This is a genomic window from Collinsella sp. AF38-3AC (assembly GCF_003474365.1).
In the GTDB taxonomy this organism is placed as follows: domain Bacteria; phylum Actinomycetota; class Coriobacteriia; order Coriobacteriales; family Coriobacteriaceae; genus Collinsella.
This window is the reverse complement of record NZ_QROM01000007.1, coordinates 88,360-104,313: the sequence shown is the minus strand read 5'-3', so window position 1 is coordinate 104,313 and position 15,954 is coordinate 88,360. Positions and strand designations below refer to the sequence as shown.

At 57.8% G+C, this 15,954-nt stretch carries 18 protein-coding genes and 2 tRNA genes; 17 read left to right on the top strand and 3 right to left on the bottom strand.

Annotated elements, in window-relative coordinates; all coding sequences use genetic code 11:
- The first annotated feature begins 33 nt into the window (after positions 1-33).
- The 12 genes from DW029_RS06240 (at position 34) to nrdD (ending at position 10,789) form a co-directional block, all read left to right on the top strand.
- A tRNA-Gly gene (locus tag DW029_RS06240) sits at positions 34-109 on the top strand.
- Positions 110-112: 3 nt separating this feature from the next.
- Positions 113-187 (top strand) — tRNA-Val (locus DW029_RS06235).
- A 297-nt stretch (positions 188-484) separates the two neighbouring features.
- A complete protein-coding gene (locus DW029_RS06230; RefSeq protein WP_158550239.1) occupies positions 485-973 on the top strand; it encodes a 4'-phosphopantetheinyl transferase superfamily protein in 489 nt (162 codons plus the stop codon).
- 28 nt (positions 974-1,001) lie between these two features.
- Entirely contained in the window at positions 1,002-1,619 is a 618-nt protein-coding gene (locus DW029_RS06225) for a TetR/AcrR family transcriptional regulator C-terminal domain-containing protein (RefSeq protein WP_117735333.1), read from the top strand.
- A gap of 321 nt (positions 1,620-1,940) precedes the next feature.
- Complete coding sequence (locus DW029_RS06220; protein ID WP_233502238.1) at positions 1,941-3,227, top strand: thiolase family protein; 1,287 nt, start codon at positions 1,941-1,943, stop codon at positions 3,225-3,227.
- A 38-nt stretch (positions 3,228-3,265) separates the two neighbouring features.
- Positions 3,266-3,688, top strand: a complete 423-nt coding sequence (locus DW029_RS06215) for a Zn-ribbon domain-containing OB-fold protein (RefSeq protein WP_117583871.1) — start codon at positions 3,266-3,268, stop codon at positions 3,686-3,688.
- A gap of 105 nt (positions 3,689-3,793) precedes the next feature.
- Entirely contained in the window at positions 3,794-4,027 is a 234-nt protein-coding gene (locus DW029_RS06210) for an acyl carrier protein (RefSeq protein ID WP_055251381.1), read from the top strand.
- A 5-nt stretch (positions 4,028-4,032) separates the two neighbouring features.
- Positions 4,033-5,040 (top strand): phosphate acyltransferase, encoded by a 1,008-nt coding sequence (locus DW029_RS06205; protein ID WP_117735332.1) that lies wholly within the window; start codon positions 4,033-4,035, stop codon positions 5,038-5,040.
- A gap of 3 nt (positions 5,041-5,043) precedes the next feature.
- Positions 5,044-6,156: a butyrate kinase gene (gene buk / locus DW029_RS06200; protein ID WP_117735331.1), complete on the top strand. Its 1,113-nt coding sequence runs from the start codon at positions 5,044-5,046 to the stop codon at positions 6,154-6,156.
- A gap of 74 nt (positions 6,157-6,230) precedes the next feature.
- Positions 6,231-7,430 (top strand): MFS transporter, encoded by a 1,200-nt coding sequence (locus DW029_RS06195; RefSeq protein WP_117743879.1) that lies wholly within the window; start codon positions 6,231-6,233, stop codon positions 7,428-7,430.
- 100 nt (positions 7,431-7,530) lie between these two features.
- Positions 7,531-8,001, top strand: coding sequence for a hypothetical protein (locus DW029_RS06190; RefSeq protein ID WP_117763796.1), 471 nt, complete (start codon positions 7,531-7,533; stop codon positions 7,999-8,001).
- Between the two features lie 565 nt (positions 8,002-8,566).
- Positions 8,567-10,789, top strand: a complete 2,223-nt coding sequence (gene nrdD, locus DW029_RS06185) for an anaerobic ribonucleoside-triphosphate reductase (RefSeq protein WP_118273470.1) — start codon at positions 8,567-8,569, stop codon at positions 10,787-10,789.
- A gap of 136 nt (positions 10,790-10,925) precedes the next feature.
- Here nrdD and DW029_RS11255 read toward each other — a convergent pair whose 3' ends face one another.
- Complete coding sequence (locus tag DW029_RS11255; protein ID WP_158572625.1) at positions 10,926-11,099, bottom strand: hypothetical protein; 174 nt, start codon at positions 11,097-11,099, stop codon at positions 10,926-10,928.
- Positions 11,100-11,215: 116 nt separating this feature from the next.
- Between DW029_RS11255 and nrdG the strand changes: the two genes are divergently transcribed.
- The 4 genes from nrdG to folB all read left to right on the top strand — a co-directional run bounded on the left by nrdG (position 11,216) and on the right by folB (position 13,534).
- On the top strand, positions 11,216-11,797 hold the full coding sequence (nrdG, locus tag DW029_RS06180) for an anaerobic ribonucleoside-triphosphate reductase activating protein (RefSeq protein WP_118345568.1): 582 nt from the start codon (positions 11,216-11,218) through the stop codon (positions 11,795-11,797).
- Between the two features lie 66 nt (positions 11,798-11,863).
- A complete protein-coding gene (folE, locus tag DW029_RS06175; RefSeq protein WP_022094399.1) occupies positions 11,864-12,421 on the top strand; it encodes a GTP cyclohydrolase I FolE in 558 nt (185 codons plus the stop codon).
- Between the two features lie 2 nt (positions 12,422-12,423).
- On the top strand, positions 12,424-13,005 hold the full coding sequence (locus DW029_RS06170) for an HD domain-containing protein (RefSeq protein ID WP_199582572.1): 582 nt from the start codon (positions 12,424-12,426) through the stop codon (positions 13,003-13,005).
- Positions 13,006-13,048: 43 nt separating this feature from the next.
- Positions 13,049-13,534 (top strand): dihydroneopterin aldolase, encoded by a 486-nt coding sequence (gene folB, locus DW029_RS06165; RefSeq protein WP_118345567.1) that lies wholly within the window; start codon positions 13,049-13,051, stop codon positions 13,532-13,534.
- A gap of 6 nt (positions 13,535-13,540) precedes the next feature.
- Here folB and DW029_RS06160 read toward each other — a convergent pair whose 3' ends face one another.
- Positions 13,541-14,317 (bottom strand): M48 family metallopeptidase, encoded by a 777-nt coding sequence (locus tag DW029_RS06160; protein ID WP_158572624.1) that lies wholly within the window; start codon positions 14,315-14,317, stop codon positions 13,541-13,543.
- Positions 14,318-14,391: 74 nt separating this feature from the next.
- A complete protein-coding gene (locus tag DW029_RS06155) occupies positions 14,392-15,405 on the bottom strand; it encodes a dipeptidase (protein ID WP_117735323.1) in 1,014 nt (337 codons plus the stop codon).
- 120 nt (positions 15,406-15,525) lie between these two features.
- Between DW029_RS06155 and DW029_RS06150 the strand changes: the two genes are divergently transcribed.
- Positions 15,526-15,954: a peptidylprolyl isomerase gene (locus DW029_RS06150; protein WP_117735322.1), complete on the top strand. Its 429-nt coding sequence runs from the start codon at positions 15,526-15,528 to the stop codon at positions 15,952-15,954.

Genomic DNA, 15,954 nt, shown 5'->3' with positions numbered 1-15,954 from the left:
GGGTGGATCATCCCGTATATTAAATCCTCGCAGGCGGACATGGCTCAGTTGGTAGAGCACAACCTTGCCAAGGTTGGGGTCGCGGGTTCGAGCCCCGTTGTCCGCTCCATTTGGGCGTTTAGCTCAGGGGGAGAGCGCTTCCCTGACACGGAAGAGGTCAGAAGTTCAAATCTTCTAACGCCCACCAAATGTTCGCAGCTCAGAGGCTATGTCCTCTGGGCTGTTTTGTTTTGGTCGCCAAATGGGTCGCCAAATCGCCGGCAAAAGGTACCTCGATTCATGAAAGAGCGGTTCTGAGCGTCTGTTTAGCCTTGTCATCTCAATCGAGTGGGGGTTGACCATTTTGAATATAACCGTACATCTCGTTGATGTTTCTGCGATCGATCTCGGCGAGACCGTTGATATGGCATTAATCGCGGGACGCTATGCCTTACGTGCTTCCAACGGGGATCTCCCAATTGCGTCTCGGAGGGAAGCTGCAGGCGTGGGTCTGCTGCTTCGCGACGCCCTGGGTGTCTTCGACGACACCCAGCTTGCGCGTTCTGCTTTCGGCAAGATCGAGCTTGCGGATGGGGAGGCACCCTCTATTTCCATTTCACATGGTGGAGGCATGGTTGTCCTCGCTGTTTCCGATGTTGCTCGGTCGGTTGGAGGACCTATTGGCGTGGATATCGAGGCGATCGATGAGATTGCTCCCGTTGCGGTTGGGCGTATGGTGAACGATGACGAGCGCGCGTGGATTAACGCTGCTCCCAATTTGCAAGAACGCAATCTTCGCATGAGTCAGACGTGGACGAGCATCGAGGCCATCCTCAAGGCTGAAGGCGTGGGGTTTTCGATTGACCCTCGCAAAGATGGCATGCCCGGCGGATGGAATACTTCGTCGGTGACATACGGTCGCTGTCTCATCTCTTGTGCGGCACGCTCTAAGCCTCGTATCGTCGTCAAGGAGCATGCCTTTCGGGTAGCATAGGAGCCAATCGCCAATAGGGAAGGCCGCCATGTCACTGAACGCTCAAAACGATATTGCTTCACGGATCGAGGATGCCGTCTTTGAACTTATGGCGACAACTCCGGTGCAGTCGATTAAGGTGGCCGAGGTACTTCGCCTTGCCCATACATCCAAATCGACGTTCTATCGCTGTTATCGCTCTGTCGATGATGTGGTTAAACGTTTTGAAGATGAGCTGCTCCAGAATATGCAGGACATCAATGATGTTGCGCTGGAGGCTCGCTTTGGCGATGCGCAGCTGGACCCTACGCCCACGATGATCAAGCGCATGGAGATCCTCAAGACTAATCGCTCGAAAGTTTTGGCGCTTAACAGCGATAACGGCGACCCCGTGTTTGCTCACAAGGCAACGATCTTTATGCATGACTATTTTCGCAATCGGCTTCGCTCGACATTTTCCGATGAAACGGACCTCGACCTGTATCTAGCATTTGCGCTTGCGGGCCACCATAACCTCATTCAGTATTGGCTCGAGGCCCGGCCCGACCTTGAGGCGCGCACCGTTGCCGCCGCCCTCAATCGCATGTTCTACGCACCGCTCTTTGTCGACGATGCATCGCGTCATCAACACCCACGTATTCCCGATTTTGAAAGGCCAGTCGCGTGAGCGGTCGATATTTGGGGATAAACGGTTGTATTCAGGTCGAGTTTTAGATATCTCTGATCATTAGCTCAAATAATACGAGTCCGTTTATCTGCTATTTGGAACGCTTAGCCCCGATGCGTCCCATATGATGGGACACATCGGGGCTTTTTGTCTCACGTGTCTCGTTTAACCCCTCATAAACTAAAGCTACGTTCAAAAGAACCACTGCAGTAGTTCAACGTGTGACGGCACAGAAAAGCCGCGAGCGCTCTCTCACCTTCGCTCGCGGCCGGACTGCGCCATCACTCCGTACACCTTCACATGATTAGGATGTGATATTCAGTGGTTACGCTCGGAAAGAACATGCGCAGCGTCTCGATTGTAGGCGTGGGCTGCACCCCGTTCAAGGATTTTGAGGAGCATCCCGAGACCCAGGGTATTGGCGAGGGCGAGGCGTTTGGCTATGCGGCCCTCGAGGCAATTGCCGATGCCGGTCTTGAGCCCCGCGATATCGACTTTTTCTATCACGGCAGCGCCAATCCGTATCTCGTTGGCGATTGCATTACCCCCAACATGCAGGTTGCCGATTGGTTTGGCGTTCGTGCCAAGGGCTCCGTCCATCATTCCGAGGCTTGCTGCACGGGTTACGTCGCCCTTGAGCAGGCCGTGATGGCGGTTGCTTCCGGTGCTTACGACGTTGTCCTTACGGGTGCCTGCGATTTGGCTTCGACTCTTCCCGTCGAGCATATGCCCTCCCATATTCGTCAGGACTTTACGCTCGACGTCATGATTCCCTCGCTCGATAAGATCTATGACCGCGCGTATGGTCGCCCGCTCGACGGCGCCTTTGGCGTGTCGTTCGACAACTGGATCAACGAGTATTCGATGCAGTACGACCTTACCGCCGATCAGATTGATGACGCCCTGAACGGCCTTACCAAGAGCCTTCGCCGCGGTGCCGTCCTGAATCCCCTTGCCTGGTACGAGACTACGGTCGAGGAGGACGCGAAGGCAGCCGGGTTCGATACCGCCGACGAGTATCTCAAGAGCATGTATAACCCGCGCGTTACGCAGTACCTGCGTGTTACCGGCTTTGAGAAGAAATGCGACGGTGCCGCAGCTGTTGTCGTGATGCCCACGGAGAAGGCCAAGGCCATGGGCGTGCCGTATGCGCCTATTGAGGTTTTGGGTACGGGCGCTTCTGCGGTCGAGGCCGGCCTGCTTCACAACGAGCACTGGGCTACCGAGCTTGCCGCCAAGCAGGTCTACGACCTTACCGGCGTGAGCCCCGACGAGATCGACCTGTTTATGTGCAATGACTTCTTCCTTGCTTCCGAGATCGTCTCGGCTGAGGAGTGCGGCTATATTCCGCGCGGCGAGGCTTGGAAGTACGCGATCGATGGTCGCACCGCTTTTGACGGCGATAAGCCCATCAACCCGCACGGTGGTCGTTGCAACTTCGGTCACGCCCATGGTGCATCCGGCATCGCCGATATCGTTGAGGCCGTCAAGCAGATGCGTGGCGTCGCCGGTGCTACCCAGATGAAGAAGGTTCCCGAGACGGCGTTCCTGCGCGGTTTTGGCGGTTCTCAGAACGTGCGCTGCCAGATTCTTCGTACCGTCGCCTAAGCGACCGCGGTTTTCGATTTCCCATAAGGAGTATTCTCATGCAACTCAAAGATATGGAGCCCGTGGTCAAGAAGTTCTACACGGGTCTTGAAGAGGGCATCTATTGGGCGCGCCAATGCCCCGAGTGCGGAGCCGTCGAGTTTCCGCCCCACCTTGCCTGCAATGCCTGCGGCTATCACAAGACCGATTGGGTCCAGGTTTCCGGTCACGGCCATCTGATCGATTTTACCTTGCCTGGTCCGCAGAACGACAAGCCCTACCTTAAGGAGTATGGCAAGTACGCCTACGGCGCCGTTGATATCGACGAGGGTTCTCAGTACACCTACGTCATCTACGGCATTACCAAGAAGAAGGCCCCCGAGATTCGCGCCAAACTCATGGCGGGCGAGACCGTTGGCGTCCATGCCAAGGTCATCGACCGTCCGGGCTACAAGGAGCTTACGTTCGAGCTTGACGACTAAGTTTTCACCCTTGTAACAATTCGATTCCTCTCTTAGGCCACGGCGGGACCCATGTCTCCAGCCCGCCGTGGTCGCCCCTCTTTTTTATCTTAGAAAGGCTTTGCCATGAACGAAGAACTCACTCAGCAGATCTGCGATTTTGCCAAGTCCGCCTACAACTATGACGGCGATGTGACCCCCGAGACGACGTTCGAGACCCTGGGCAAGGGTTCGATGAAGATGATCGCCCTGACGTCCATGATCGAGAACGAGCTCGATGCCGAGGTTCCCGTTCGCGAGGTCATGGTCATGAAGACCATCGGCGAGCTTATCGAGCGCACTGCCGAAGAGATGGAGTAACTGCCATGGACCTGATGCAGACCCTGCGCGAGCAGGCTGCCGCCAAGCCTATGCGCGTTGCTTTTCCCGAGGGCGAAAACGAGACCATGATGCAGGCGGTCGCAAAGATCGCCGCCGAGCATCTTGCCGAATGCGTGCTGGTTGGCGACGGCGGTAAGCTCAAGGAGCTTGCCGACGAGCGTGGTATCTCCCTTGACGGCATCGAGATTGTCGATGTGACCGACGAGGAGGCGAACGCCGCTTGTTGCGAGCGCTACCTTTCTCATCCGGATTGCAAGTTTAAGCCCAAGGGCGCTGCGCGCCGTATGACGCGTCCGCTTGAGCGCGCCCTGATTTTGCAGGTGCTCGGCGATGTCGACGTTATGTTCGCCGGTATCGATAACGCTACGGGCGATATCATCCTGGCGGGTCAGGCCATCGTCGGTCTTGCTGACGGGGTGGACACTGTGAGCTCGTGCGGTATCGCCGACATTCCCAACTGGAACGGCGGCGAAGGTGGCCTTTTGGCTTTTGGCGATTCTGCCGTTTGCGTTGACCCCACGAGCGAGGAGCTTGCCTCGATCGCGATTTCGTCGAGCGAGACGGTGCGCTCTCTGACCGGATGGGATATCCGTTGCGCGTTGCTTTCGCATTCGACTGACGGTTCGATGGACAATGAACTTGTCGACAAAGTGCGCCGTGCTCGCGAGATTGCCAACGATCGCCGTCCCGATCTTGCCATCGACGGCGAGTTCCAGTTTGATTCGGCAATTAACCCCAAGGTTGCGGCCAAGAAGGTGCATCGTGAGTCCGCTGTTGCGGGCCAAGCCAACGTGGTCATCTGGCCCGATATCAACGTGGGCAATATCGGCGTCAAGATCATCCAGAATCTGACCGGCGCCAATGCTTACGGTCCCATGCTTCAGGGCTTCAAGAAGATCGTGTGCGATTGCTCGCGCTCTGCGCCCGTCGATGAGATCGTCGGCAACGTGGTGATGAGCTGCGTGCGCGCTCAGGCGCTTAAGGAGGCTTAAGGTATGTCCGATAAAAAGACTCCCTGGCGCATCCTGGTAATCAACCCGGGTTCCACTTCCACGAAGGTGGGCGTTTTTGAGGGCGATGAGTGCAAGCTCAGTAAGAACGTTGCGCACGATGCGAAGGACCTTGCCCAATTCGACGGGGTTTCGGCTCAGATGCCGTATCGCTGCGATCTGATTCTCGGGGCACTGGAGGAGGCGGGCCTAAAGCTCGAGGTCTTTGATGCTTTTGTCGGTCGCGGCGGTGGCTTGCTTTCGCTGCCCGGTGGTACGTATGCCATCAATGAGGTCATGCTCGAGCATGCTCGCGTTGGCGCAAATGGCATTCAACACCCGGCGCAGCTGGGACCCCAGATTGCCTACGAATTTGCCGTGAAATGTGGCAAGCCCGCCTTTGTGGTGAATCCTCCCGATACTGACGAGCTGTGCGACCTCGCACGTATGACGGGCATTAAGGGCGTGTATCGAAACGTGCATCTGCACGCCCTTAATCTCAAAGAGACCGCCATCCGCCATGCGGCAAAGCTCGGTTGCCCCTATGATGAGTGCAACTTCATCGTTTGCCATATCGGCGGCGGCATCTCTATCTCGGCTCATCTTAAGGGCAAGATGGTGGACGGCAACGACATCGTCGGCGGCGAGGGCCCCATGGCACCGACGCGCTGCGGATCGGTTCCCGCGATCGAGGTCGCAAAGTACACCGCGGAACACGGCCTTGATGTCGCCCGTGCCCATTGCATGAAGACCGGCGGTTTTGTCGATCTTTTGGGTACCTCCGATGCCATCGAGGTGTGCGAGCGTGCCGCTGCGGGCGATAAGGCTGCAGCTCGCGCCTGGGATGCAATGGTTTACCAAATCTGCAAGTGGATTGGCGAGATGGCCTGTGTGCTGAAGGGCGACGTCGACGGCATCTTGCTCGGAGGTGGCATGGTCCACAGCAAGGAGCTCGTTGCCTCGATTGAGGAATGCTGCTCTTGGATCGCCCCCGTGTCGGCTTATCCCGGCGAGTTTGAGCTCGAGGCGATGGCGTCTGGCGCTTGCCGCGTGCTCGATGGTGTCGAGGAAGCGCTCGTGTACAGCGGAGAACCCGTGTTCACCGGATTCAACGACTAATAGTGCTGTGTTTGGGGCGGCCGCTGGTGATGCCTGGCCGCTCCGACCCTTTTCTTTAAGTGTAAGGATGGATCATGGATAAAAGCAAGATCAAGTACCTGGTGGGCATTTATGCTGCCGCCATGTGCATTATGGGCATGTTGGTGCCCGTCCCCATCGTGGCCTCTGTCGCGGCGGCGTTTCCCAACGAGAACATCGCTGCCGTTCAGATGATTATCGGCATCATCCCGTTGATGATGGCGCTGTCCGCCATGCTCGTGTCTTCCCAGCTCGCTTCGCGCGTGTCCAAGAAGAAGACGACGCTCGTCGGTCACGTTATCGTGATGCTGGCAGGCGTCTCGGTGCTGGTGTTCCACGACTCGCTCGGCCAAGTCTTAGCGGCTTCTGCTGTCATGGGCCTTGGTCTCGGTGCCGTGCAGAATTCAACGGACGCTCTTATCGCGGATTACTTTGGCGGAAAGCAGCGTTCGTTTGTCATGGGCATCTACTCCACCTTTGTTGCTCTTGGCGGCATTATCTGGACCATGGTGTCCGGTATTTTGGGTTCCGCCGAATGGTTTCATAGCTATGCGGCGTACTTCATCATGATCATTTTCATCGTGATTGAGGCTGTTTGTCTTCCCGAGGGTCATCTTGAGCCCAAGCGCAAGGTCAATGTGTTTGCCAATATGCCTAAAGAGGTCGCGATTATCACGCTCATGAGCTTTGTGTTCGTACTCACGTTCCAGCTCTTCAGCTCCAACGTTTCGCTGCTTGTTGTGGGTCGCGGCTTTGGCGGTACCGTGGAGGCCGGTCTTGCCTCTACCGTTATGACCGTTGCCGGTATTGCGGCTGGTCTTTTGGTCGGTCCGCTGTTTGCCAAGTTTAAGAACCTGGCTATGCCGATTGCGTGGGGCGTGACGCTCGTTGGCCTGGGCCTGACGCTGGTTGCGCCCGCCTTTATGGTGCTGTGCGTTGCGGGCTTTGTCGTTGCGCTAGGCAAGGAGACCTACGTGCCGCTGGAGGGCAATTTTGCCGCCGGCAACTCTGCCCCCGAGGGACGTGCGTTTAACCTTGCCATTGGCATGGCCGGCATCAACTTTGGCATGGCACTGTCTCCCATTGTGTTTGAGGCCGTGACGTCGCCGTTTGGTGCGACGATTGACCAGAAGTTCATCGCCGGCATGATCGTCTGTGCGGCTTGTGTCGTCTTTGGCGCCATCAAGTATCGCAAACTCACCCCGGCCCAGCTTGCCGAGGCCGAGAAGATGGCGGCCGGCGGCGAGGCGGAGTAGCCGTTCGAGTAGTTGCTTTGCCGCACATCATGTTTTATCGGGGCCGCCGACATATGCCGGCGGCCCTCTTTCTATCAATGACTTTGAAAGGCTTACGGCTATGAAATTACCTGTCAACCGCGTTACCGGTATTCTCAACGGCTTCTTTAACCCGCTATTGCTCTGCGCGTTTCTCCCCATCATTGAAGGGGCGCCCGGCTTGGATCTGACGAGCCCCACGGGCTTTTGGGGACAACTCATCGTGGCCACGGTGATCGCCGAGGTTCTGAGCGCACTCCCGCTGTTTGGCAAAACGGTTGGTATGTGCCTGGACTTTTTTGGTTTTGAGCGGGGGAGTGCGTCACACAAGATCGCCGGTACGGTCATCGGTGCCACGCTCCTTTTTATGGTAATCGGTTTTGGCGAGATTGCCTTCCGGGGAGGATTCGGAACGATTGAAGGCCGTACGTTCTTCGCGCGTTGGGCAGGTCTTGTCACAAAGGGGTGGGCTTTTGTGGTTATCGCCGGCGTGCTGCTCGATCCCTTTACAGCGGCTCTCGGCCGCATGGCAGCTCGCGAAGAGAAGAAATAGTTCCTCGCCTATCGAATGCCGGCGGACGGGGTGCCGGGGCTGCAGTCTTCCGAGCGTTTGCAGTCCTGTCACTCCGTCCGCCGGCATTCGACCGCAACATGTTGGTCAAGCATAATCTTTTGGATTCTTTTGGCGTGAGCGGCTTGGTTTTGGTAGGATTTGTCGGCGGCTTGACTAAGGGGGTTTTATAACTGCCATGCAGGTAGCCGTGTTGGTAATGTTTTACCGACTTGCCAAGAGCCCCTCATAATTTATGTGTCTGCAAAATGACCAATTGCTTTGACCTGCTAAAACACTATATGTTGTGTTTGATCTAAAAAAAGAATACAGGATATAGATGCGTCTTTGTCGTATGATAGATGGCGGACAGAGAACGAAGGCCTTAACTGCCTCTTTTGAACGTGTCCCCGAGCCGCTTGATCGGCTCCTGGGCATGTCCGCATGGAGGCATATGGTTTATCGAGAACACAGATTGCGCGACGGCGCCGCAAGACAGGGGCACGCCCTGCCGGGCATCGTTTGGCTCTGAAGCGCAATGAGACTACGACGCGAAAGAGGCAAGAGGATGAAGATCATCAAGCGCAGCGGCACCGAGGTCGTCTTTGACATCGAAAAGATCGTCAATGCCATCCGCGCCGCAAACTTGGAGGTCGAGGAGAGCTCTCGTCTAACCGACCGTCAGGTGGTTTATGCGGCACAAAACGTTGCCGAGGCATGTGAGAATGCCGGACACACCGTTTCGGTCGAGGAGATCCAGGATTTGGTCGAGGACGAGATCATGCGTCTCGACTGCTACGAGGTTGCCCGCCACTACATCATCTATCGCTATGTTCAGAGCCTGAAGCGCCAGAAGAACACGACCGATGACAAGATTCTGTCGCTCATCGAGTGCAACAACGAAGAGGTCAAGCAGGAGAACTCCAACAAGAACCCGACCGTCAATTCCGTCCAGCGTGACTACATGGCCGGCGAGATCTCCAAGGATCTGACTCAGCGTGTGCTGCTGCCCCAAGAGATCGTGGATGCCCACAATGAGGGCCTGATCCACTTCCACGATTCCGACTACTTTGCCCAGCACATGCATAACTGCGACCTGGTGAACCTGGAGGATATGCTCCAGAACGGTACTGTTATCTCGGGTACGCTGATTGAGAAGCCGCACAGCTTCTCGACGGCCTGCAACATCGCGACGCAGATCATCGCCCAGGTTGCATCCTCCCAGTATGGCGGCCAGTCCATCTCGCTGACCCATCTCGCCCCCTTTGTTGAGGTGAGCCGTCAAAAGATTCGCGGCGAGGTCGCCCGCGAGCTCGAGGAGCTCGGCGTTTCCGCATCCCCCGAAAAGGTCCGCGAGGTTGTTGAGGACCGTCTGCGTGACGAGATCCGTCGCGGCGTCCAGACAATTCAGTATCAGGTCGTGACCCTTATGACCACCAACGGTCAGGCGCCGTTCGTGACGGTCTTCATGTATCTCAACGAGGCTCGTTCAGCGCAGGAGAAGCACGACCTTGCCATGATTGTGGAGGAGACGCTCCGTCAGCGCTATGAGGGCGTTAAGAACGAGGCCGGCGTGTGGATCACTCCGGCGTTCCCCAAGCTTATCTACGTGCTCGAGGACGATAACGTTTACGAGGATTCCCCGTACTTCTACCTGACTCAGCTGGCTGCGAAGTGCACCGCCAAGCGCATGGTGCCCGACTACATCTCCGAGAAGAAGATGCGCGAGCTCAAGCTGTCGAAGGGCGAGACCGCGGGCAACGGCGACTGCTATACCTGCATGGGTTGCCGCAGCTTCCTGACGCCCGACCGCTCTGGTAACGGATTTAACAACGTGGCCAACGCGCTAAACTATGACCCGAACAAGCCCAAGTACTACGGTCGCTTTAACCAGGGCGTTGTGACCATCAACCTGCCCGATGTTGCGTTGAGCTCGCATCAGGACATGGACAAGTTCTGGAAGATCTTCGACGAGCGTCTTGAGCTGTGCCATCGCGCCCTGCTGTGCCGTCATGAGCGTCTGATGGGTACGCTTTCGGATGCCGCACCGATTCTTTGGCAGTACGGCGCCCTGGCGCGTCTGAAGAAGGGCGAGACGATCGACAAACTGCTCGTGGGCGGATACTCCACCATCAGCCTGGGCTATGCCGGCCTGTATGAGTGCGTCAAGTACATGACGGGCCACAGCCACACCGAGAAGGAGGGCACGCCCTTTGCCATGGCCGTCATGCAGCGCATGAACGACAAGTGCGCCGAGTGGAAGGCAGAAAGCGATATTGACTTCTCGCTGTACGGGACCCCGCTTGAGTCGACGACCTACAAGTTCGCCAAGTGCCTACAGCGTCGTTTTGGCATCATCCCAGGCGTGACGGACAAGGGCTACATCACCAACAGTTACCACGTCCACGTGTCCGAGGAGATCGACGCATTCGACAAGCTCAAGTTCGAGGGCATGTTCCAGCAGCTTTCGCCGGGCGGCGCCATCTCCTATGTCGAGGTTCCCAACATGCAGGACAACCTCAAGGCTGTCATCCGCGTGATGCAGTACATCTACGACAACATCATGTACGCCGAGCTCAACACCAAGAGCGACTACTGCCAGGTGTGCGGCTACGATGGCGAGATCAAGATTGTCGAGGATGACGGCAAGCTGGTGTGGGAGTGCCCCAGCTGCGGCAACCGCGACCAGGAGAAGATGAACGTCGCCCGTCGTACGTGCGGCTACATCGGTACCCAGTTCTGGAATCAGGGTCGAACCGAGGAGATCCGCGACCGCGTGCTGCATCTCTAATAACCATCTCAGGCTGTCCCGTAGCGAGGCCCCGGACCTTTACTCGCTATTTCGGACAGTCCTGGCTCACGACGGAGGCGCCACTGGCGCCTCCTGTTCGTGCGGAACTCATATCGAGCAAAGGTCCGGGGCCTCGCTACGGGACAGCCAAGTTGATGTAGCTGAGATGCAGCATGCGGTCTGCTCGCCCCTCGAAGTTCTTAGCGGAAATGAGTTGACTTGCAACAACGCTTTGCTTGCGATGACGGTTGAGCTGCAACCCAGTTTTTATTGGACCTCGAACCCTATGCTCGATGTTCGCTTCGTTCATTGAGTTACCCTTTGCATGAGGCCGGGACATATCGTCCCGCCCGCAGTTTCGCAGGCCGCAGGCCGAGAATGTTTGAGGACGGGATGATATGTCCCGGCCTCCCGGGAGAGTTACCTATGAACTATGCGAACATTAAGTATTTCGACATTGCTGATGGGGAAGGCGTCCGCACTTCTCTGTTTGTGAGCGGGTGCCGTCGTGGGTGCAAGAATTGCTTTAACTCCGTCGCGTGGGACTTTGCCGCGGGCGAGCCGTTCGATCGTGCCGTCGAGGACAAGATTATCGAGAGCCTCGATCATCCCTTTATTGACGGCCTGACGATTCTGGGCGGCGAGCCTATGGAGCCCGAGAATCAGGCGGGGCTCGTTGAGTTTGTTGAGCGTGTTCGTGCTGCTTATCCCGCGGGGTCAGGAAAGACCATTTGGTGTTTTACCGGCGACGTGCTCGAGGAGCTTATGCCGGGCGGTTGCCACCATACCGAGGCAACGGATCGTATCCTTGCCTGCCTCGATATGTTGGTGGATGGCCCGTTTGTTCAGGATCTGTACGATATCTCATTGCGCTTTAGGGGTTCGAGCAACCAGCGTGTGATCGATATGAACGCTACGCGTGCCCGTGCTGAGCGCGAGGGCGTTGCGCTTTGTGATGCGGTTGAACTTTGGCGTGATGATCCGGTCTATTCGACCCATACTATGTAGCTTGTGGTCGATGCCGGAGGGCGTGGTACCATAGCGCGAACGTGAAATCGGAAAAGTGAGGCCCAGATGGTCGATCAGGAAAAAGTCGAGGCCGCCATTAAGCTGTTGCTTGAGGGCATAGGCGAGGACCCAACTCGTGAGGGCTTGCTGGAGACCCCGGCGCGCGTTGCCCGTATGTATGGCGAGATTGCCGGCGGTATGGACCAGAGTGCCGAGGAGCATCTGTCCAAAACTTTTGCCGTCGCTTCGAACGATTTGGTTATCGAGCGCGACATCACGTTTTACTCGCTGTGCGAGCACCATCTGCTGCCGTTTTATGGCAAGGCTGCGATCGGCTATATCCCTAACGGTCGCGTGGCTGGGCTTTCTAAGCTTGCTCGCACGGTTGAGGTCTACGCCCGCCGTCTGCAGCTGCAGGAGCAGCTGTGCGCGCAGGTTGCCGATGCCCTCATGGATTATCTCGCTCCCCAGGGAGCGATTGTGCTCATGGAAGCTGAGCATATGTGCATGACCATGCGCGGCGTGCAAAAGCCTGGCACCAAGACCGTGACGCTCGCTCGCCGCGGCGTCTTTGAGACCGATCCCGCGCTCGAGGAGCGGTTCTTTAGGATGCTGGGCCGCTAGCCATGAGAGTCGTCAACGACTTTACATCGAAAACCGATGAGGGGACGCCGCGTCGCGGCTTTATGGCTTCGGGCCTGGCCCCTTTTGGATCCATGCCTCGCATCGATTACATTTGTGCCAACGGGCTGTTCCGGCGGCACCTGGGCAATATTGCACAGCTGGAATCGGGGCGCATCTTCTGCCGCCACGGTATTGACCATCTTCTCGATGTCGCTCGCATTATGTGGATCAAGGATCTCGAGGAACAGCTCGAATTTGACCGCGAGGTCATCTACGCCACGGCACTTCTTCACGATATCGGCAAAGATGAACAGTACGAATCGGGTATATCCCATGATGTTGCAAGCGAACGCGTCGCTGATGCAATTCTTGGCGGCATGCCCGATAACGTGGCGTTTGAGCCGGCCGATGCCGCAGCCATTAAGACGGCCATTTTGGGCCATCGAAAGCTGCGCGTGAACAGCCAACCGCTTGAGCGTCTGCTCTATGCAGCCGACAAAGCGTCGCGCGCCTGCTTTGCATGCCCCGCGCGCAATGCTTGCAACTGGAGCGATGATAAAAAGAACCTGTCGATTCGCGTGTAGTTAGTTTGCGCGGTCGGGGTTCTAAACGAAGGAGACGATCGCGATGAGTAACAAGAAACTGCCCGAGAGTGCAACCAAGGTTGAGGGTGCCGAGCTCGCCCGCCGTGGACGGGGCGAAATATCCACCGCAACGGCGGTGCCCCACGTGAGCTATGACGATCTGCGCCATGCCGACCGTATTGTCATTGACGGCATTGAGGTTTTTGCCAACCATGGCGTGTATCCCGAGGAGAACTCGCTGGGTCAGAAGTTCATCGTTTCTCTGGTGCTCTATGCCGACCTGCGCGCGGCGGGGGAGCACGATAACCTGGATGCCTCGATTGACTATGGCTCGGTGTGCCACGATGTCGATGGCTATCTGCGCGAGCATACGTTTAAGCTCATCGAGGCGGCAGCCGAGGGGACAGCCCAGATGCTGCTACGTCGTTACCCCCTGCTGCTTGGTGTGCGCATAAAGCTCGATAAGCCGTGGGCTCCTGTTGGCCTGCCTCTGGCAAGCTGCGGCGTCGAGATCGAGCGCGTGCGCTAACCGGTTCTAATACGTCTCTATGGGTGGCTGCTTGAGCCGCTGCGACAGGGCTCTATTGTTGGGGCAGTACGTGTCGAGCAGGGTGTGGAACCGCTGGTTGTGGCTCGGCTCGAGTAGATGGACGAGCTCGTGGGCAACAACCATGTCGAGGCACTTGATGGGGTAGGCGGCAAGTTCGCGTGCGATGCGAATTGCTGCGGTTTTGGGTGTGCATGAGCCCCAGCGCGTCTTCATACTGCGCACGGAGGCGCGGGAGACGGCGACGCCCATTGCGATTTCGTATGCGTGCACAATATCGCGCAACGCTGCGGTGACTTCGGACGTATAGAGCTGGTCGGTGCGGGCCTGGAGCTCATCGGGCGTTAAGCCGTCGAGGGCTGTGCGCTGCTTTGCTTGTGTGCTCCCACTTGGCTCGTCGGCACCCATAAAGCTTGCGAAGGTGGCCTGCTTGGGCCGCGGTGCGGGTGATGCAAAGTTATGATCGAGCGCGTCCTGTACCGTGATGGGCTTGCCCCAAAGCGCAATGATGGACGAGGGACTGAGCGGCTCTCGCGCCGTCGCCTGACGTTGCTCGCGCTGGACAAGTCGGCTGATAATCCAGGCGCTGTTGCGCTTCACAAACGCTTCGATACGCTCGCGGCTGGCGCCGATCGGTGCGCTGGCGTGGACCTCGCCGCTCGATGTGACGCGTAGGTTGAAGTTCTTGACGCGCTTTTTGGTAACGACGACGGGGATGGGCGTCCCATCCGGTCGGGATACGGAAATCGTAAACTGCTGCGTCAAAAGCGGTCCTTCAGATTGGGGACGGGCTGGCATGTCGACCGTTCGGCATGCCGGCCCGCTCAGGGGATGTGAAATTAATAACGCTCAAAGAAGGCAAGTGCGTTGTCGCTGCAGAGCTTCTGCATCACGGTCTTGCCAAAGTGCTTGGAGAGCATGTTCTGGAATTCTGGCATCTTGCTGGCATCGGAGAGGAAGGCGGGTACCTTGGCGCCGTCCCAGTCGCCGCCGAGCGCGATGACGTCCTCGCCACCCAGGTCAAGCCAGTGTTCGATATGCGCCGCCAGCTGGTCGAAGGTGACGTCCGCGGCGGTCTCGTCGGTTGCGCTGTTGGATAGGAACTCGCTGCAGTAGTTGAGGCCGACGATGCCGCCCATGTCGCGAATGGTGCGGAACTGGTCGTCGGTGAGGTTGCGCTTGACGCCGCAGACGGTGCGGGAGTTGGAGTGGCTGGCGACGAAGGGGCGCGTGGCGCGGGCGACAACCTCGTTAAAGCACTCATCGTTGAGGTGGGAGACGTCGAGCACCATGCCGGCGTGCTCCATCTGCGTAAGCGCCTCGATGCCGGCGGCGGTGAGGCCGGCGTGGGTGTCGTGGCCGCTCGCGAGCGGTCCCTGCGCGTTCCAGCTAAGCGAGGACATGAGTACGCCCAGGCTCTTGAGCACTTCGATCAGCGCGGGGTCCTCGGCAAAGAACGTGGCGTTTTCGATGGTATGGATGCAGGCGACCTTGCCGTCTTTGAGCGCGGGGCGAATGTCTGCGGCGCTGCGCACGTTGACCATACGGTCGTGATTGAGCATGGCCTGGCCGCTCATGTGCGCCATGATCTGCGCCTGGAAACGCGCTGCGTGGGCGGCGGGAATCTCGTCGGGGACAAACGTGGCGAAGCACTGTGCCCACGGCGTGTTGCCGATCTTTGCGAGCGAGATGGCGCAGGCGTTGCCCTCGATGAGGTCGAAATCTTGCGGATGCGTTTCGTCGCCGGGGAAATAACCGTCGGTGCCGGCGGTAAAGCGCAGGTCGAGATCGAGCGTGGCCCAGCCGATGCGGTCGGCGGTGTCGCAGTGTAGGTCGAATACGGGATATGCCATGGTTCCTCCGGTTGCAGCGTTTCTTTGCAAACTGTCTTTGAATTGTATGACTAGGGTATAGTTAGCGCCATATGTTCACGGCGGCCCGCGTTGTGCGCCGCCCTTAACACGGAGGTTACCATGTCCAACCAGGGCAAGAAGGTCAAGACCCATTATCGCGGCACGCTCGACGACGGCACGCAGTTCGATAGCTCCTACGATCGCGGCGAGCCGCTGGAGTTCACCTGCGGCGCCGGTCAGATGATCAAGGGCTTCGACGCCGCTGTTGTCGACATGCAGGTGGGCGAGAAGAAGACCGTGCACATTCCTGCTGCCGATGCCTACGGCGAGCACAACCCCGAGATGGTTCTGACCTTCCCGGCCGAACAGGTTCCCGACATCGAGCAGATCGAGAAGGGCATGAAGCTCTTCCTGTCCACGCCGAGCGGTATGCCCGTCCCCGCCGTGGTCATCGACGTAACGCCCGAGGCCGTGACGCTCGACGCCAACCACGAGCTCGCCGGCAAGGACCTCAACTTTGATATCGAGCTCGTCGAGGTCGAGGACTAG